This window comes from Pseudomonas sp. EYE_354 (genome assembly GCF_023148575.1).
In the GTDB taxonomy this organism is placed as follows: Bacteria; Pseudomonadota; Gammaproteobacteria; order Pseudomonadales; family Pseudomonadaceae; genus Aquipseudomonas.
Genome location: NZ_JAHXNQ010000012.1, coordinates 157,698 through 174,293, shown reverse-complemented (window position 1 = coordinate 174,293; position 16,596 = coordinate 157,698). Strand labels below are relative to the sequence as shown.

At 60.7% G+C, this 16,596-nt stretch carries 18 protein-coding genes; 12 read left to right on the top strand and 6 right to left on the bottom strand.

Annotation, left to right across the window (positions count from 1 at the left end; all coding sequences use genetic code 11):
- Nucleotides 1-113 precede the first annotated feature (113 nt).
- Nucleotides 114-788, top strand: coding sequence for a DNA repair protein RadC (gene radC, locus KZX66_RS18035; RefSeq protein ID WP_248081819.1), 675 nt, complete (start codon nt 114-116; stop codon nt 786-788).
- Nucleotides 789-816: 28 nt separating this feature from the next.
- Here the strand turns inward: radC and KZX66_RS18030 are convergent, their stop codons facing one another.
- Nucleotides 817-2,409, bottom strand: a complete 1,593-nt coding sequence (locus KZX66_RS18030) for an ABC transporter substrate-binding protein (RefSeq protein WP_248081817.1) — start codon at nt 2,407-2,409, stop codon at nt 817-819.
- Nucleotides 2,410-2,867: 458 nt separating this feature from the next.
- Here KZX66_RS18030 and rpmB point away from each other — a divergent pair, with 458 nt between their 5' ends.
- A complete protein-coding gene (rpmB, locus tag KZX66_RS18025) occupies nt 2,868-3,101 on the top strand; it encodes a 50S ribosomal protein L28 (protein WP_003176907.1) in 234 nt (77 codons plus the stop codon).
- A gap of 11 nt (nt 3,102-3,112) precedes the next feature.
- Complete coding sequence (gene rpmG, locus KZX66_RS18020; RefSeq protein WP_003176906.1) at nt 3,113-3,268, top strand: 50S ribosomal protein L33; 156 nt, start codon at nt 3,113-3,115, stop codon at nt 3,266-3,268.
- Nucleotides 3,269-3,337: 69 nt separating this feature from the next.
- Here rpmG and KZX66_RS18015 read toward each other — a convergent pair whose 3' ends face one another.
- Nucleotides 3,338-3,700: a cupin domain-containing protein gene (locus KZX66_RS18015; RefSeq protein WP_248081815.1), complete on the bottom strand. Its 363-nt coding sequence runs from the start codon at nt 3,698-3,700 to the stop codon at nt 3,338-3,340.
- Nucleotides 3,701-3,929: 229 nt separating this feature from the next.
- On the opposite strand from KZX66_RS18015, the gene KZX66_RS18010 reads away from it, so the two are divergent.
- Nucleotides 3,930-5,423 carry an aldehyde dehydrogenase gene (locus tag KZX66_RS18010; protein WP_248081813.1) on the top strand — a complete coding sequence of 498 codons (1,494 nt, stop codon included), beginning with the start codon at nt 3,930-3,932 and terminating at the stop codon, nt 5,421-5,423.
- 146 nt (nt 5,424-5,569) lie between these two features.
- Nucleotides 5,570-6,712 (top strand): MFS transporter, encoded by a 1,143-nt coding sequence (locus KZX66_RS18005; protein ID WP_248081811.1) that lies wholly within the window; start codon nt 5,570-5,572, stop codon nt 6,710-6,712.
- Here the strand turns inward: KZX66_RS18005 and KZX66_RS18000 are convergent.
- Nucleotides 6,709-8,274, bottom strand: coding sequence for a phospholipase D family protein (locus tag KZX66_RS18000; protein WP_248081809.1), 1,566 nt, complete (start codon nt 8,272-8,274; stop codon nt 6,709-6,711). The two genes, KZX66_RS18005 and KZX66_RS18000, sit on opposite strands and share 4 nt — an antisense overlap.
- Before the next feature lie 62 nt (nt 8,275-8,336).
- The gene (locus KZX66_RS17995) at nt 8,337-9,761 is read right to left on the bottom strand and encodes a PLP-dependent aminotransferase family protein (RefSeq protein WP_248081807.1); all 1,425 of its coding nucleotides are present in this window, start codon (nt 9,759-9,761) and stop codon (nt 8,337-8,339) included.
- 166 nt (nt 9,762-9,927) lie between these two features.
- Between KZX66_RS17995 and KZX66_RS17990 the strand changes: the two genes are divergently transcribed.
- Nucleotides 9,928-10,152 (top strand): DUF1127 domain-containing protein, encoded by a 225-nt coding sequence (locus KZX66_RS17990; RefSeq protein ID WP_248081805.1) that lies wholly within the window; start codon nt 9,928-9,930, stop codon nt 10,150-10,152.
- Between the two features lies 1 nt (nt 10,153).
- Here KZX66_RS17990 and KZX66_RS17985 read toward each other — a convergent pair whose 3' ends face one another.
- Nucleotides 10,154-11,446, bottom strand: coding sequence for an FAD-binding oxidoreductase (locus tag KZX66_RS17985; RefSeq protein ID WP_248081803.1), 1,293 nt, complete (start codon nt 11,444-11,446; stop codon nt 10,154-10,156).
- A gap of 115 nt (nt 11,447-11,561) precedes the next feature.
- Here KZX66_RS17985 and KZX66_RS17980 point away from each other — a divergent pair, with 115 nt between their 5' ends.
- Nucleotides 11,562-11,915, top strand: coding sequence for a YkgJ family cysteine cluster protein (locus KZX66_RS17980; RefSeq protein ID WP_248081801.1), 354 nt, complete (start codon nt 11,562-11,564; stop codon nt 11,913-11,915).
- On the opposite strand, the gene KZX66_RS17975 is transcribed toward KZX66_RS17980, so the two are convergent.
- Entirely contained in the window at nt 11,912-12,400 is a 489-nt protein-coding gene (locus KZX66_RS17975; RefSeq protein WP_003206849.1) for an Lrp/AsnC ligand binding domain-containing protein, read from the bottom strand. The two genes, KZX66_RS17980 and KZX66_RS17975, sit on opposite strands and share 4 nt — an antisense overlap.
- 155 nt (nt 12,401-12,555) lie before the next feature.
- Between KZX66_RS17975 and dadA the strand changes: the two genes are divergently transcribed.
- The 5 genes from dadA (at nt 12,556) to KZX66_RS17950 (ending at nt 16,596) form a co-directional block, all read left to right on the top strand.
- On the top strand, nt 12,556-13,857 hold the full coding sequence (dadA, locus tag KZX66_RS17970; RefSeq protein WP_248081799.1) for a D-amino acid dehydrogenase: 1,302 nt from the start codon (nt 12,556-12,558) through the stop codon (nt 13,855-13,857).
- On the top strand, nt 13,829-14,182 hold the full coding sequence (locus tag KZX66_RS17965; RefSeq protein WP_248081797.1) for a RidA family protein: 354 nt from the start codon (nt 13,829-13,831) through the stop codon (nt 14,180-14,182). The genes dadA and KZX66_RS17965 overlap by 29 nt, the downstream gene beginning before the upstream one ends.
- Nucleotides 14,183-14,261: 79 nt before the next feature.
- Nucleotides 14,262-15,335: an alanine racemase gene (alr, locus tag KZX66_RS17960; protein ID WP_248081795.1), complete on the top strand. Its 1,074-nt coding sequence runs from the start codon at nt 14,262-14,264 to the stop codon at nt 15,333-15,335.
- Between the two features lie 116 nt (nt 15,336-15,451).
- The gene (locus KZX66_RS17955; protein ID WP_003176893.1) at nt 15,452-16,000 is read left to right on the top strand and encodes a cupin domain-containing protein; all 549 of its coding nucleotides are present in this window, start codon (nt 15,452-15,454) and stop codon (nt 15,998-16,000) included.
- A 182-nt stretch (nt 16,001-16,182) separates the two neighbouring features.
- Nucleotides 16,183-16,596 (top strand): c-type cytochrome, encoded by a 414-nt coding sequence (locus KZX66_RS17950; RefSeq protein WP_090401453.1) that lies wholly within the window; start codon nt 16,183-16,185, stop codon nt 16,594-16,596.

Genomic DNA, 16,596 nt, shown 5'->3' with positions numbered 1-16,596 from the left:
GCCTGCGATCTCCCCTCCCCAGGTGAAATCGCATGCAAAAAAGAGGGCCTACGATAACACAGCGTCCGCGCGGCAACAGCGGCGTACATGGCGCACAGGGACAAGGAGGTGGGATGAGCATTCGTGATTGGCCAGCGGCAGAGCGTCCGCGGGAAAAGCTATTGGAGTGGGGCGCCGCGAGTTTGTCGGACGCCGAGTTGTTAGCGATTTTCCTGCGCACTGGGGTCTGCGGGAAAAGCGCAGTGGACCTGGCGCGCCATCTGTTGGCGAAATTTGGCGGCTTGCGCCCACTGCTGGATGCCAGCCAGGCAGTGTTCAACCAGCAATTGGGCTTGGGGCCGGCCAAGTTTGCTCAGTTGCAGGCGGTGCTCGAAATGGCCCGGCGACACATGGCCGAACAGTTGCGCAGTGAATCGGTATTGGAAAGCCCGGAGGCCGTACGCGATTACCTCAAAGCGCTGTTGCGGCATGAGCCACACGAGATTTTTGGCTGCCTGTTTCTCGATTCAAAGCACCGGGTGTTGGGTTTTGAGGCGCTCTTCCAGGGCACCATTGATGCTGCGGTGGTTTACCCCCGGCAAGTGGTTAAACGCGCATTGGCCTACAACGCGGCAGCATTGATCCTGTGCCATAACCACCCTTCCGGGAGTGTGGAACCCAGTGCGGCTGATCGTAAATTAACCAAAATTCTGCAAAAAGCCCTGGAAGTGGTGGATGTGCGGGTGCTCGATCACATCATCGTGGGAGATGGGGATCCGTTGTCGATGGCCGAATATGGGTGGATGTGACCCCGCCCGGTGAGGGCGGGGAGGGCGCTCAGGGCTTGATGCTGACTTTCGAGAAGTCCTGGCGGCCGAATGGGCTCACCTGGTATCCCTCGACATGCTTGCGTGCCAGAGCGAACGCGGTCGGATGTGCCAGTGGCAACCATAGCGCCTGTTGCTGGATCTGCGCCTGGGCCTGTTGATACAGCTTGCTGCGCACGCCTTGCTCGCTGGTGGTCTTGCCGGCACTGATCAGCTTGTCGAGCGCAGGGTCGCAGTAACGCGCGAAATTGGTGCCAGACTTAACGGCCGCGCAGGAAAACTGCGGGGTCAGAAAATTATCCGGGTCACCGTTATCGCCGGCCCAACCCATAAACAGCAGGTCGTGTTCGCCCGCCTTGGCACGACGAATCAGCTCGCCCCATTCGATTACGCGGATCTCGGCCTGGATACCGACCTTGGCCAGGTCCGCCTGCAGCAGTTGCGCGCCCAGATTTGGATTGGGGTTCAGCAGGCTGCCGGTGGGGCGAGTCCAGATCGTGGTCTTGAAACCGTCCTTGAGTCCGGCGCGGTCCAGCAGTGCCTTGGCCTTGGCGAGGTCCTGTGGATAACCCGGCAGATCCTTGGCATAGCTCCACGTGTTGGGCGGGTAAGGGCCATTAGCGGCTTCGGCAGTACCTTCGAACACAGCCTTGAGGTAGCTGGCCTTGTCGAAGGCAAGGTTGATCGCCTGGCGCACTTCGGGCTTGTCCAGCGGAGGGTGTTGGCTGTTGATAGCCACAAAGGCAGTCATGAACGCGGCGGTTTTTTCTACTTTGAGCGCAGGGTCTTTCTCGGCTTCGCCCACATCCAGCGGCTTGGGCGACAGCGCGATCTGGCATTCATCGCGGTGCAGCTTCTGCAGGCGCACGTTGGCGTCCGGTGTGATGGCGAAGATCAAGTTATCCACAGCCGGTTTGCCGGCGAAGTAGTTCGGGTTGGCTTTGAAGCGAACCACGGCATCTTTCTGAAAGCGGCTGAAGACAAATGGCCCGGTGCCGATCGGCTGGCTGTTGAGCTTTTCGGGCGTGCCGGCCTTAAGCAGTTTGTCAGCGTATTCGGCCGGGTAGATCGACGCAAAGCCCATGCTCAGCGCTGCCAGGAAGGTGGAGTCAGCATGATCCAGGGTGAAGCGCACGGTCAGCGGATCGAGGGCGTCGATCTTTTTGACCAGCGTAGGCAATTGCAGGGACTGGGCGTGGGGGAAGCCGCTCTGGGCAATCTTGTGCCACGGGTTGGCCGGGTCGAGCATGCGTTCGAAGCTGAACCGCACGTCTTCTGCGGTCAGGCTGCGGCTTGGTGTGAAGTACTCGGTGCGATGGAACTTCACGTCCGGGTGCAGCTTGAAGGTGTAAGTCAGGCCGTCCGGCGACACTTCCCAGCTGTCCGCCAGGCTTGGCACCAGCTTGCCGCTTGTCGCGTCGTAGTCGACGAGGCGGTTCATCAGCACGTCGGCCGACGCGTTAGTGGTGGTCAGCGAGTTGTACTGCACCACATCGAACCCTTCGGGGCTGGCCTCGGTGCAAACGCTCAAGTTGGTGGCGGCAGAGGCCAGCGGCGCGATAAAGAGAGGGGCAAGCAACAGGGGTAGGGCAGCGAGGCGCATGGTCGGTTTCCTTTGCAGATCGGAGGCCCATCTGCGAGTGCAGTCTGGAAAAGTCCTACCGTAGTGGTCTGATTGATAAATGACTAGCCCATTTTTGCCTGTGCTTTTGGTCAAAATGCTGTTTTGATGGCGCCTCAGATTGTTTCGCCGTGCGCTTTGAGGCGCACGCGGGCGCTGAAAATCATTCTGTGCGACGAGCGGTCGGCTCTGGTAGCGGCCCCTCCTGGCAACGGTTCAGGCGTCAACGGCCGAGATTTACTCCGGTAAAAACACACTCGCTGTTGTTGCACCAAGGTCTTTCTGGTATAAAGCAGCGCTCTTTTCTAGGGGCCCGGTTCCTTCGCTTATAGGTGTAGCCGGTAAGACCCTAAAGAAACGCGGCGCCTGGCGCCAAATGACTGAGAGATTAAGCGGCCAACCCATGCCGGGTTGGGCATGTGGTTTTAGAGGGCTGAGGCATGTCGAGAGTCTGTCAAGTTACCGGTAAGGGTCCGGTGACTGGGAATAACATTTCCCACGCAAATAACAAAACCCGTCGTCGTTTCCTGCCGAACCTGCAGCATCACCGCTTCTGGGTTGAAGAAGAGAAACGTTTTGTTCGCCTGCGTGTATCTGCCAAAGGCATGCGCATTATCGACAAGCGTGGCATCACTGTCGTGCTGGCCGAAATCCGCGCCGCCGGCAAGATCTAAGGAGCTCTATCATGCGTGAATTGATTCGAATGATCTCTAGCGCCGGTACTGGTCACTTCTACACTACCGACAAGAACAAGCGTACTACTCCGGACAAGCTCGAAAAGAAAATGTTCGACCCGCGCGTTCGCAAGCACGTGATCTACAAAGAAGGCAAAATCAAGTAATTGATTTTCTTCCTTGTGAAAAAAACCCGTATCTCACGATGCGGGTTTTTTTTGCCTGGCGTCTGGTGATCAGGCTTTCTGTTCGAACACTACGTAAATCTTGCGGCAGGCTTCCAGCACTTCCCAGGTGCCGGTGAACCCGGCCGGGATCACGAAGCGGTCGCCCGCCCGCAAAGTCTTGGCGTTGCCGTCGGCATCGCGCAGTACCGAGACGCCCTGCACAATTTCACAGTATTCGTGCTCGGTGTAGTTGACCGTCCATTGGCCTGCTTCACCTTCCCAGACTCCGGCGTTCATCTGGCCGCAGGGACTGTTGTAGTGGTTGTAGACCGTTTGCTCGGGATCGCCCTTGAGGACTTTTTCTGCGGCGGGGCGATAGCGTTCGGGGGCGGTGTTGGCTTGGCTGAAGTCGACGATGTCCTGGATGCTCATGTGCGTGTCCCGTCTGGCCTGCGGTTGGAGAGCTCAAAGTCTATGTTTATTAAAATGAACATCGCAAGGGCGTTTACCGGCGTTATGTCAAATATATTGAAACATCCCCAGCCGCTGGTTTAGGGTGGCAGCTGCCTTGCGCCGAACAATTGGCGGGCGGGCAAGCATTCTTTGAGGCTGCCGGGGCACATCGCCTGGCCCTTATATTCAATAAGAGGAGGACACTCGCATGACCACCCTGACCCGTGCCGACTGGGAACAACGCGCCAAGGACCTGAAGATCGAAGGCCGCGCCTACATCAACGGCGAATACACCGCCGCTGTTTCCGGTGACACCTTCGAATGCATCAGCCCGGTCGACGGCCGCTTGCTGGCCACCGTTGCCAGCTGTGACGCCGACGACGCCCAGCGCGCCGTGGAAAACGCCCGTGCTGTGTTCAACTCCGGTGTCTGGTCGCGCCTGGCGCCGGCCAAACGCAAGGCCACCATGATCCGTTTCGCCGCGCTGCTCAAGGCCAATGCCGAAGAGCTGGCACTGCTCGAAACCCTGGATATGGGCAAGCCGATCAGTGACTCCCTGAATATCGACGTCCCCGGCGCGGCGAATGCGCTGAGCTGGAGCGGTGAGGCCATCGATAAAATCTACGATGAAGTCGCCGCTACACCGCATGATCAGTTGGGTCTGGTAACCCGCGAGCCGGTTGGCGTGGTAGGTGCCATCGTGCCGTGGAACTTCCCGTTGATGATGGCCTGCTGGAAGCTGGGCCCGGCGCTGTCCACCGGCAACTCGGTGATCCTCAAGCCGTCCGAAAAATCGCCGCTGACCGCCATCCGCATCGCGGCCCTGGCCGTTGAAGCGGGTATTCCAAAAGGCGTGTTCAACGTGCTGCCGGGCTACGGCCACACCGTCGGCAACGCCCTGGCGCTGCACATGGACGTCGATACGCTGGTGTTCACCGGCTCTACCAAGATTGCCAAGCAACTGTTGATCCGCTCCGGCGAGTCGAACATGAAGCGTGTGTGGCTGGAAGCGGGTGGCAAGAGCCCGAACATCGTATTCGCTGACGCCCCTGACCTGCAGGCCGCCGCTGAATCCGCCGCCGGCGCCATCGCCTTCAACCAGGGCGAAGTCTGCACCGCCGGTTCGCGTCTGCTGGTGGAGCGCTCCATCAAGGATAAATTCCTGCCGTTGGTGATTGAAGCCCTCAAAGGCTGGAAGCCTGGCAACCCGCTCGATCCCGCGACCAACGTGGGCGCACTGGTGGACACCCAGCAGATGAACACCGTGCTGTCTTACATTGAAGCCGGGCATGCCGATGGCGCCAAGCTGGTGGCTGGCGGCAAGCGCACGCTGGAAGAAACCGGCGGTACGTATGTCGAGCCAACGATTTTCGACGGTGTGACCAACGCCATGAGAATTGCCCAGGAAGAGATCTTCGGCCCGGTTCTGTCGGTTATCACCTTCGACAGCGCCGAAGAGGCGGTCAAGATCGCCAACGATACCGTTTATGGCCTGGCCGCCGCCGTGTGGACTGCCGATATCTCCAAGGCGCATCTGACCGCCAAGGCCCTGCGTGCCGGTAGCGTTTGGGTGAACCAGTACGATGGCGGTGACATGACTGCGCCGTTTGGTGGTTTCAAACAGTCGGGCAATGGTCGTGACAAGTCACTGCATGCGTTCGACAAGTACACCGAGCTGAAGTCGACCTGGATCAAGCTGTAAGCACTACAGTCGTCCACCTGTGGGAGCGCGGTTGCTCGCGAACGCGGTATGACAGTCGCAGTTGTGACTGACACGCCGTTGTTGCGAGCAACCCCGCTCCCGCATTGTTTTGTGTGATCTCAAAAGTTATCCACAGGAGCATGGCAATGCGTTGGGCGACTTACTTCGCCGTGCTGAGTTCAGTGCTCAGCGTTGGCCTGGCCTTGGGCGTGAGCATGCCGTTGGTGTCCCTGCGGCTTGAGAGCTGGGGCTACGGCAGCTTTGCCATTGGTGTAATGGCGGCCATGCCGGCGTTCGGCGTATTGCTCGGCGCCAAGGTTGCCAGCCAACTGGCCGCCTGGCTTGGCACTGCCAACCTGATGCGCCTGTGCCTTTGGGGCGGCGCCGTGTCCATCGGCTTGCTGGCTATCCTGCCCAGTTACCCGGTATGGCTGGTATTGCGCCTGATGATCGGGGTGATCCTGACCATCGTATTTATTCTCGGCGAAAGCTGGATCAACCAACTGGTAGTGGAGCAGTGGCGTGGCCGCTTGGTGGCGCTGTATGGCTGCAGTTATGCCTTGAGCCAGCTCTCGGGCCCATTGCTGCTGGGGGTGATCGGCACGGGCCACGATTACGGTTTCTGGGTCGGTGTCGGCCTGTTGGTGGTGGCCCCGTTGGCCTTGCTGGGGCGCTCGGGTGCGCCGGGCGCCGAGTCGTTCGGCGTGACCTTCGCCGACCTGTGGCGCTTTTGCCTGGGCTTGCCCGCGATTGCCTGGGCCGTGGCGCTGTTCGCCGCGTTCGAGGCGATGATCCTGACGCTGCTGCCGGTGTATTGCCTGCAGCAGGGTTTTACCGCCGAGATCGCCCTGGCGATGGTCAGCACGGTGGTGGTCGGCGATGCGCTGTTGCAACTGCCGATCGGCGCGCTGGCGGATTACCTGCCGCGCCGCACGTTGTTCCTGAGTTGTGCGCTGTTGTTGCTGGCATCGAGTCTGGCGGTTCCATGGTTGATGCACACGCTGTTGATCTGGCCGATATGGGTGCTGTTTGGCGCCAGTGCGGGTGGCTTGTTCACGTTGTCACTGATCCTGATCGGTGAACGCTACCGTGACGATGCGTTGGTGCGTGCCAATGCCCACGTCGCGCAGTTGTGGGGCATCGGTTGCCTGATCGGTCCACTGGTGGCCGGCGCCGGCAGCCAGTGGATCAGCGGGCATGCGCTGCCGTTGTTGATGGCGGCCGGCGCATTGGGTTTGGTGCTGTTGCTGCTGCGCCAAGGGGCGTTCGGCGCAGCGCCAACCGCCTAAAGCATGCGTTCCAGGCCCACGCTGGTGGCGAACCAGGCATTGAACCGGCGCCACCAACTGCCGGGCTCGCGGGTCAGGGTATGCAGTTGGCCGTTATCTTCGGTCACCCACACCACCTGGCCGTCCTGGAGCGTCGCCTCGTAGCTCAAGGCTGGCGCCATGCCTTGCAGCGCCAGGTTGCGTACGTGTTCCGCCAGCTCAGGACTGTCCACCAGTACGCCGACTTCGGTGTTCCATAGCACGGAGCGCGGGTCGAAGTTGAAAGAGCCGATAAACGATTTCTGCCGATCAAAAATCATCGCCTTGCTGTGCAGGCTTGAGTCCGAGCCGCGGTACGCGCCGCGTCGGAACAAATGCGGGCCGCTGCCGCCACCGTCGCCCGGTTGGCGGCGCAGCTCATAGAGCTTTACCCCGTGCTCCAGCAACGCTTTGCGGTACGGCGCGTAGCCGCCATGCACGGCCGGCACGTCGGTGGCTTCCAGCGAGTTGGTGAGCAGGCTCACCGACACGCCGGCGTCGGCGCGTCCCGTCAGGTACACCAACCCAGGCTGGCCCGGCACGAAATAGGCCGAGATCATCATCAGCTCATGATCGACACCCTCAAGTTCCGGTGCCAATTGAGTGGTCAACAGCAGGCGTGGGTCGGGGTCGGCTTTGGCCAGCACCTTGCTCGGTGCATCCCACAGCGCCTGGTTCCAGGCCCAGATCAACTCGCGTCGCCAGATGTCCATGCGCGGTTGGGTCTGGTAGGTACGCAAGCGGTTGTACAGTGCGTGATTTTGCTGGCGCGATTCGGCCAGCGAGGCTTCCAGGCGCGCGCGTGCGGTGGCCAGGTCGCCTTTGGAAGGGCGACTTGAGACAAAGTCATCAATGGGTTTGCTCAGGGCACTGTTCCAGTACTGATCGAAACTGTGCCCGAGTTGCTCGGCGACCGGCCCGACACTGAGCATGTCGATGTCAGTGAAGTTCAGGTTGGGCTCGGCGTCGAAATACTCATCCCCCAGATTACGCCCGCCGACGATGGCCACACTGTTGTCCGCCAGCCACAGCTTGTTGTGCATGCGCCGATGTTGCAGCGACAGGTTGAACAAGCGGCCCATGGCGCGTGTAACACCGGTGCTGCGCCCCAAGTGCAGGGGGTTGAACAGGCGAATCTCGATCTTGGGGTGCGCGGCAAGGGTCGCGATGATCTGGTCGAGGCCGTCGCTGGTGGTGTCGTCCAGTAGAATGCGCACGCGTACGCCACGGTCGGCGGCCTTGAGCAGTTCATCCACCAACATGCGCGTGCTGATGCCGTCATGGACGATGTAGTACTGCAGATCGAGGCTGGTCTGGGCGTTGCGGATCAGCTCGGCGCGAGCCATGAAGGCTTCGCTGCTGTTGGGCAGCAGGCGAAAGCCCGAGCGGCCCTGGTAAGGCGCGGCCTGGGCCTGGATCGAGCGGCCGAATGAAGACTGGGTCGCCGGCAGCGCGTCGCTGGGGATGCGCGCAGTGCTCACGGTGGTGCAGCCGCCCAGGGTCAGGGCTCCCAACAGGCAAAACGGTAAAAGCCGTCGAATCATCAAGGGAGTCGCTTCCAGATCAGGGCGGTTGTCGGCATATGACGGCGATTTCTCGCGAAAGGTCAGTCCGTCGTCTCAGCCAGCATCTTGATCGCGGCCGCCCCGACCTTGCGCACGGCCTCTTCAATCTGCGGGGTCGGCTTGGCGCTGTAGTTCATGCGCAGGCAATTGCGGTACTTGCCCGACGCAGAAAAAATACTGCCCACCGCCACCTGTACGCCCTGTTCAATCAATGTCCGGTTGAGCTTGAGGGTGTCGAAGCCGTCTGGCAGTTCGATCCACAGCATAAAGCTGCCCTGAGGACGGCTGGCGCGGGTGCCGGCCGGGAAGTAGCGGCTGACCCAATCAAGCATCAAGTCGCGATTACGCTGGTATTGGCTGCGCATCCGTCGCAAATGCGGCTCAAAATGGCCGCCCTTGAGGAATTCGGCAATCGCGACCTGCGGCTGCGTGGCGGTGGAGCCAGTGCTGATGTATTTCATGTGCAGCACCCTTTCCAAATAGCGTCCAGGTGCAACCCAACCAATGCGCAGGCCGGGCGCCAGTGTCTTGGAGAATGAACTGCACAGCAGCACACGGCCGTCTTCGTCGAAGGATTTGATGGTGCGGGGGCGCGGGTAGCTGTAGGCCAATTCGCCATACACATCGTCTTCGATGATCGCCACGTCAAAGCGCTGGGCCAGGTTCAACAGCGCACGTTTGCGCGCCTCGGGCATGATGTAGCCCAGGGGGTTGTTGCAGTTGGGGGTCAGTTGGATGACCTTGATCGGCCACTGTTCCAGGGCCAGTTCCAGGGCTTCGAGGCTGATGCCGGTGATGGGGTCGGTGGGGATTTCCAGGGCTTTCATGCCCAGGCCCTTGAGGGTCTGCATGGCGCCGTGGAAGCTGGGCGAGTCCACCGCGACGATGTCGCCAGGCTCGCAGATAGCGCGGATGCTGGCGGACAGCGCCTCATGGCAACCCGTGGTGATCACGATGTCTTCGGCGGTCAATTGGCAGCCTGAATCCAGTGACAGTCGTGCGATCTGCTCGCGCAATTCCATACAGCCAAGGATGTTGTCGTAATACAGCCCCGGCAGGTCCTGGCGCCGACTCACACGGGCCAGGCTGCGCAGCAGGGGCTTGAGGGTGGGCGACAATACATCCGGCATGCCACGACCCATCTGTATGACGTCTTTGCGCGGTACCGCGCGAATCAGTTCCAGCACCTGGTCCCACTGGGAAATTTCGACCGGACGTTGTGCCGGCCGACCGACTTCCGGAAGCGCCGGCAGTTCGCGGCCAACCGGCACGAAATAACCGGACTTTGGCTTGGGCATTGCCAGGCCATTGTCTTCCAGCAATCGATAGGCCTGCTGCACGGTGCTCAGGCTGACCCCGTGCTCCACGCTCAAGGCGCGCACCGACGGCAGTCGATCCCCTGGACGATAGAAGCCCTGTTCGATGCGCGTGCCCAATAATTCGGCGAGGTTGACGTAGAGGGTCATGGGGAGCGCTCCAAAGGGACCAGTACAGATACGGAGAAAATACAGGATTCAACCGTGAACAGGCAGTGTCTGTATGGATTTAATAAAGATAGGTTGAATCTGTAATGGTTTTGGCCGCTCGCGCATTCTAGTCACTCAAGGCAACACGCGACTGAGGGGCTGCAAAATGAATGGCATGAGCGATGTGAGGCTGGCGTTACACAGTCAGGAACTGGAAGCAGGGCAGACGCAGGCACTGTTTACGTCTTGTGGCAGCCGCTGGAGTCTGTATTGGCACCGGCGTCACACGCGCAGGGCCTTGCTGACGTTGACCTCCGAGCAATTGCGCGATGTCGGGCTGAGCGCCGAACAGGCGCGCCAGGAAGGCTTGAAACCCTTCTGGCGCGGCTGATTCACACCAGCTCTTTGAGACGATGCCAGAGCATCCCCAGCGCCAGGAGCGGCGAGCGCAGGTGCTTGCCGCCGGGGAAGGTGATGTGCGGCACCTGAGCGAACAGATCGAAACGTCCCTGTTGCTGGCCGCTGATGGCTTCGGCCAGCAGCTTGCCTGCCAGGTGCGTGGCATTGAGGCCATGACCCGCGTAGGCCTGGGCGTAGTACACGTTGGGGTGATCTGCCAGCCGCCCGATCTGAGGCAGGCGGTTGGCGCCGATACCGATCATGCCGCCCCACTGATAATCGATTTTCACGTTGGCCAATTGCGCAAAGACGTGGAGCATTTTCGGTCGCATATAGGCGCCGATGTCCTGAGGGTCGCGGCCGGAATAGTGGCAGGCACCGCCAAACAACAGACGGCGGTCGGCGGACAGGCGGAAGTAGTCCACGGTCACTCGCTGATCACACACGGCCATGTTCTGCGGCAGCAGGCTGGCTGCTTGCGCTTCACTCAACGGCTCGGTGGCGATGATGTAACTGCCGGCCGGCAGTACTTTGCCGCTCAGGTGCGGGTTGAGGCCGTTGAGGTAGGCGTTACAGGCCAGCACCAGGGTCTTGGCGTGCACCTGGCCCTGGGCGGTATGCACCTTGACCTGTGGCCCGTAGTCGATACGCGTGACCTCGGATTGCTCAAACAGCTGCACGCCCAATTGCTGCGCGGCAGCCGCTTCGCCGAGGGCCAGGTTCAGCGGGTGCAGGTGGCCGGAGCCCATGTCGATCATGCCGCCTGCGTAGCGTTCGGAGCCGATCACGCTGCTCATCTCGTCCGCTTGCAGCAGGCGCACTTCGTGGCGATATCCAAGGCTGCGCAATTCTTCGGCGTCTTCGGCCAGGCCTTGCAGGTCGCGGGGCTTGTTGGCGAGGTCGCAGTAGCCCCAGGTGAGGTCGCAAGGGATCTGGAAGCGTCCGACACGCTCACGCACGATTTCCACTGCTTCCAGGCCCATCAGCTTCATCTGACGCACGCCGTCGCTGCCGATCACGTTGGCGAATTGGTCCAGGCCGTGGCCGACGCCGCGAATCAATTGCCCGCCATTTCGACCGCTGGCGCCCCAGGCAATTTTGCGGGCTTCCAGCAACACCACGTTGAAACCGCGCTCGGCCAGCTCCAGGGCGGTGTTGAGCCCGGAGAAGCCCCCGCCGATCACGCACACGTCGGCAGTCACGGTGCCGGTCAAAGCCGGGTGATCTGGCTGCGGCTGGCTGCTGGCGGCGTAGTAGGAAGTGGTGTGCCGGGCGCTGGCGGTCATGGGGAGCATCCCTGTTTGGAAAATTTGACGCAGGATACAGCGGTCGGACGAAGCTGTCTGCGCAGGGCGTTTTGCGTCAGAATCCACGCCTATTCGCCGTTTGGTAGCTGCTTCGATGAGTTGCAACAGTCAGAAAGTCAGCGCATTGCGCCGCCAGATTCCTTCGTTCGAGTGTGTGCCCGGTTGCCACGATTGCTGTGGGCCAGTGACGACGTCGCCCGAAGAAATGTCGCGTCTGCCACGTAAGACCGCTGCCGAGCAGGACGCGGCCATGGACGAGCTTAATTGTGTCCACCTGGGGCCCAAAGGCTGCACGGTGTATGACGAGCGCCCGCTGATCTGCCGGCTGTTTGGCACCACCAAGACCTTGCCGTGCCCCAATGGGCGTCGGCCGGTGGAGCTGATTCACCCTCGGGTGGAAAAGCAGATCCACGACTATATGGCCAGCACCCGGCAGGTATTGGTTTAGTCCGGAATCGGCAGGTTCAGGCTCTCTTTCACCTCTTCCATCACGATATAGCTCTTGGATTCGCGCACGTGGGGCAGCTTGAGCAGGATATCGCCCAGCAGTTTGCGGTACGAGGCCATCTCGGAAATCCGCGCCTTCACCAGGTAGTCGAAGTCCCCTGACACCAGGTGGCACTCCAGCACATGGGGCAGTTTGAGCACGGCGCGGCGAAACTCCTCAAAGGTGTCGCCGGACTTGTAATCGAGGCTGATCTCGACAAATACCAGCAAACTGCCTTTCAAATGCTGAGGGTTTAGCCGCGCGTTGTAGCCCATGATGATCCCTTCGCGCTCCAGCCTACGGACCCGTTCTGTGCATGGCGTGGTCGACAAACCGACTTTTTCCCCCAGCTCCGTGAACGAGATGCGCCCGTCGGCTTGCAGGATGCGCAGGATGTTACGGTCGATCTTGTCCAGCTCCCGCTTGGTCTGGGTGTTGGTACGCATAGGGGATACGCCTCTGTCAAAAGGGTTTTTGCCGAGAATTGTCGCCAAATATAGGCATTTATATAGTGAAATGCACTGGTGATTGCTTTTTATACTGCGCTCATCATTGCTCGAACAACACACGTCAGCGGCCCCGCCGTGATGAGGATATAAAAATGCGCGTTCTGGTCTTGGGTAGCGGCGTCATTGGTGTGACCAGTGCCTACTATTTGGCTCGTGCCGGTTTCGAGGTGGTCGTGGTCGACCGTCAGCCCGCCGCCGCCATGGAGACCAGCTTCGCCAACGCCGGCCAAGTCTCCCCTGGCTACGCCTCGCCCTGGGCTGCACCGGGTGTTCCGCTCAAAGCCATCAAGTGGCTGCTGCAACGCCATGCGCCGCTGGCGATCAAGGCCACTGCCGATATCGACCAATACCTGTGGATGGCGCAGATGCTGCGCAACTGCACCGCCAGCCGCTATGCGGTGAACAAGGAGCGCATGGTGCGTCTGTCCGAGTACAGCCGCGACTGCCTTGACGAACTGCGCGCCGAGACCGGTATTGCCTACGAAGGGCGCAGCTTGGGGACTACCCAACTGTTCCGCACCCAGGCCCAGTTGGACGGTGCGGCCAAAGACATCGCGGTGTTGAAAGAGTCCGGCGTGCCCTTCGAGCTGCTTGACCGCGCCGGCATTGCCCGCGTTGAACCGGCCCTGGCCAGCGTCACCGACATCCTCGCGGGAGCCTTGCGCCTGCCGAACGACCAGACCGGCGACTGCCAGATGTTCACCACGCGCCTGGCCGAAATGTGCAAACAGCTCGGTGTGGAGTTCCGCTTCGAACAGGATATCCAGCACCTTGACCAGGCCGGTGATCGCATCAACGGCGTGTGGATCGACGGCAAGCTCGAAACCGCTGACCGCTACGTGCTGGCGCTCGGCAGTTACTCGCCGAAGTTGCTCAAGCCGCTGGGGATCAAAGCGCCGGTGTACCCGCTCAAGGGTTACTCGCTGACCGTGCCGATCACCAACCCGGCGATGGCGCCGACCTCGACCATCCTCGACGAGACCTACAAGGTCGCGATTACCCGTTTCGATAACCGCATTCGCGTGGGTGGCATGGCTGAAATAGCCGGTTTTGACCTGTCGCTTAACCCACGTCGGCGCGAAACCCTGGAGATGATCGTCAACGACCTTTATCCTCAGGGCGGCGATCTGGCCACCGCCGAGTTCTGGACCGGCCTGCGCCCGACCACACCCGACGGCACACCGATTGTCGGCGCCACGCCGTTCAAGAACCTGTTCCTGAACACCGGCCACGGCACCCTCGGTTGGACCATGGCGTGCGGTTCCGGTCGCTTGCTGGCCGACCTGATGGCCAGGAAAACCCCGCAGATCAGCGCCGCGGGCCTCGATATTTCCCGTTACGGCAACCACCAGGAGTCCGCAAAACATGTCAATCCAGCGCCAGCTCACCAATGAGCGCATGAGCCAGATCGTTGTCCACAGCGGTACCGTGTATCTGGCAGGGCAGGTCGGCGACGACATGAGCGCCGGGATTGAACAGCAAACCCGTGAGACCCTGGCCAACATCGAGCGTTTGCTGGATTTGGCCGGTACGGACAAGACCAAGTTGCTGTCGGTAACGATCTACCTGAAAGACATCGACGCTGATTTCGCCGGCATGAATGCGGTGTGGGACACATGGCTGCCGAAAGGCGTCGCCCCGGCCCGTGCCACGCTTGAAGCCAAATTGTGCGAACCGGACATCCTGGTAGAGCTGTCCGTCGTGGCGGCGCTGCCTTAAACACGATCCCTCTCCCGGTGCCGACGTTGTCTGTCGGCGCCGGTTTTTTCTTCACTCTGCTGCCTAGAAGCCTGCCGCCATGCGCCCAGCCCGTGCCCTGATCGACCTTCAAGCCCTGCGCCACAACTACCAATTGGCCCGTGAAGTCACCGGGGCCAAGGCCCTTGCCGTGATCAAGGCCGATGCCTACGGCCATGGCGCCGTGCGCGTGGCCCAGGCCCTGGAAGCCGAGGCCGACGGGTTCGCAGTGGCGTGCATCGAGGAAGCATTGGAGTTGCGTGCCGCCGGCATTCGCGCACCGGTGCTGCTGCTGGAAGGCTTTTTCGAAGCGGATGAGTTGGCGCTGATCATCGAGCATGACTTCTGGTGTGTGGTGCATTCGCTGTGGCAACTGGAGGCGATCGAGCAGGCCGCGCTTAGCAAGCCGCTGACCGTCTGGCTCAAGCTGGACTCGGGCATGCACCGTGTCGGCCTGCACCCCAAGGATTATCACGAGGCGTATCAGCGCCTGCTGGCCTGCGGCAAAGTGGCAAAGATCGTACTGATGAGCCATTTTGCCCGCGCCGACGAACTCGATTGCCCCAGTAGCGATCAACAAGTGGCGGTATTTGATGCGGCGCGCCAAGGCCTGGTGGCCGAGGTCAGCTTGCGTAATTCGCCATCGGTGCTGGGCTGGCCAAACGTTTCCAGCGACTGGGTGCGCCCGGGGATCATGCTCTACGGCGCCACGCCGTTCGGCGAAGACCAGGCCATCGCCGCGCGGTTGCAGCCGGTGATGACACTGGAGTCGAAAGTAATTTGCGTGCGCGAACTGCCCGCCGGCGAGCCGGTGGGCTACGGCGCCAAGTTCGTGACACCCAAACCGATGCGCATCGGCGTGGTAGCCATGGGCTATGCCGATGGCTACCCCCGTCATGCGCCGACCGGTACCCCGGTGCTGGTTGCCGGCCAGCGCAGCCAATTGCTGGGGCGTGTCTCCATGGACATGCTGTGTGTCGACCTCACGGACGTGCCTGAGGCTGGCCTTGGTTCTACGGTGGAGTTGTGGGGCAAACATATCCTTGCCAGTGAAGTCGCCGCCGCCGCAGAGACCATCCCCTACCAGATCTTCTGCAATCTGCGTCGCGTGCCAAGGCTCTATTGCGGGGCTTGATCGCCGCGTACGAACGCAGCGGTCCGGGATTTAGGTCCAAGTGTTGTAAATACTGAACGCTGTCGCCATGATAACGCTCAATTACAACAAAGCCTGAATCCTAGGAGGCTCCCGCATTGGACGTCGGCGAACGACTGCAATCCATCCGTAAGCTGAAGGGTCTTTCCCAGCGTGAGCTCGCCAAGCGCGCTGGTGTCACCAACAGCACCATTTCAATGATCGAAAAAAACAGTGTCAGCCCCTCGATCAGCTCCTTGCGCAAGGTGCTGGGCGGCATCCCCATGTCCATGGTCGAGTTCTTTTCCGAGGAGATCCTCCAGGAAATACCGACGCAGATCGTCTATAAAGCCAATGAGCTGATCGACATCTCCGACGGCGCCGTGACCATGAAGCTGGTCGGCCGTGCGCACCCGAGTCGCGCCATCGCGTTTCTCAACGAAATCTACCCACCGGGCGCCGACACCGGCGAAGAAATGCTCACCCACGAAGGTGAAGAAACCGGGATTCTGGTGGAAGGTCGTCTGGAGTTGGTGGTCGGTCTTGAAACTTTTGTGCTCGAAGCCGGCGATAGCTACTACTTTGAAAGTACCAAGCCCCATCGTTTTCGCAATCCGTTCGATGTGCCTGCGCGACTAATCAGCGCAGCCACACCCGCGAACTTTTAACAATAGAGGCGTCCTGCCAGCGTTGCAGAGGCTCCCGCAGCTGTATTCCGTGAGGTCGAATCTCCCTTTATTTAATAGGGTTGTTTCGGCCAGGCGGGCTAACCGTTATACTTTCGCCGCCTGCGAAACCGTGGCCGCAGGCGTGAATAGCCACCATTGAGGGTGAACGCGTGAACCTAATTATGAAAATGCTGGCTGCACCAGCAACCGTACTGGCCCTTTGGGCTGTCAGCGCTCAAGCTGCGACCAATGATGACATTGCCAAGCGCCTGGAGCCTGTCGGCCAGGTTTGCGTTCAGGGCCAGGAGTGCAAGGGCATGGAGGTCGCCGTTGCAGCGGGCGGTGGCGGCGGAGCAAAAACGCCGGATGAGGTCATCGCCAAACACTGCAACGCGTGCCATGGTACGGGTCTGCTGAACGCGCCGAAAATCGGTGATACCGCCGCCTGGAAAGAACGCGCCGATCACCAGGGCGGCCTCGATGGCATCCTGGCCAAAGCCATTACCGGTATCAACGCAATGCCGCCAAAGGGCACCTGTGCGGATTGCTCGGATGATGAGCTTAAAGGCGCTATTAAGAAGATGTCTGGCCTTTAA

Bases quoted from the DNA above. Each gene is read 5' to 3' on its own strand.
- radC (WP_248081819.1), top strand. From the start codon at position 114: ATGAGCATTCGTGATTGGCCAGCGGCAGAGCGTCCGCGGGAAAAGCTA.
- KZX66_RS18030 (WP_248081817.1), bottom strand. From the start codon at position 2,409: ATGCGCCTCGCTGCCCTACCCCTGTTGCTTGCCCCTCTCTTTATCGCG.
- rpmB (WP_003176907.1), top strand. From the start codon at position 2,868: ATGTCGAGAGTCTGTCAAGTTACCGGTAAGGGTCCGGTGACTGGGAAT.
- rpmG (WP_003176906.1), top strand. From the start codon at position 3,113: ATGCGTGAATTGATTCGAATGATCTCTAGCGCCGGTACTGGTCACTTC.
- KZX66_RS18015 (WP_248081815.1), bottom strand. From the start codon at position 3,700: ATGAGCATCCAGGACATCGTCGACTTCAGCCAAGCCAACACCGCCCCC.
- KZX66_RS18010 (WP_248081813.1), top strand. From the start codon at position 3,930: ATGACCACCCTGACCCGTGCCGACTGGGAACAACGCGCCAAGGACCTG.
- KZX66_RS18005 (WP_248081811.1), top strand. From the start codon at position 5,570: ATGCGTTGGGCGACTTACTTCGCCGTGCTGAGTTCAGTGCTCAGCGTT.
- KZX66_RS18000 (WP_248081809.1), bottom strand. From the start codon at position 8,274: ATGATTCGACGGCTTTTACCGTTTTGCCTGTTGGGAGCCCTGACCCTG.
- KZX66_RS17995 (WP_248081807.1), bottom strand. From the start codon at position 9,761: ATGACCCTCTACGTCAACCTCGCCGAATTATTGGGCACGCGCATCGAA.
- KZX66_RS17990 (WP_248081805.1), top strand. From the start codon at position 9,928: ATGAATGGCATGAGCGATGTGAGGCTGGCGTTACACAGTCAGGAACTG.
- KZX66_RS17985 (WP_248081803.1), bottom strand. From the start codon at position 11,446: ATGACCGCCAGCGCCCGGCACACCACTTCCTACTACGCCGCCAGCAGC.
- KZX66_RS17980 (WP_248081801.1), top strand. From the start codon at position 11,562: ATGAGTTGCAACAGTCAGAAAGTCAGCGCATTGCGCCGCCAGATTCCT.
- KZX66_RS17975 (WP_003206849.1), bottom strand. From the start codon at position 12,400: ATGCGTACCAACACCCAGACCAAGCGGGAGCTGGACAAGATCGACCGT.
- dadA (WP_248081799.1), top strand. From the start codon at position 12,556: ATGCGCGTTCTGGTCTTGGGTAGCGGCGTCATTGGTGTGACCAGTGCC.
- KZX66_RS17965 (WP_248081797.1), top strand. From the start codon at position 13,829: ATGTCAATCCAGCGCCAGCTCACCAATGAGCGCATGAGCCAGATCGTT.
- alr (WP_248081795.1), top strand. From the start codon at position 14,262: ATGCGCCCAGCCCGTGCCCTGATCGACCTTCAAGCCCTGCGCCACAAC.
- KZX66_RS17950 (WP_090401453.1), top strand. From the start codon at position 16,183: ATGAAAATGCTGGCTGCACCAGCAACCGTACTGGCCCTTTGGGCTGTC.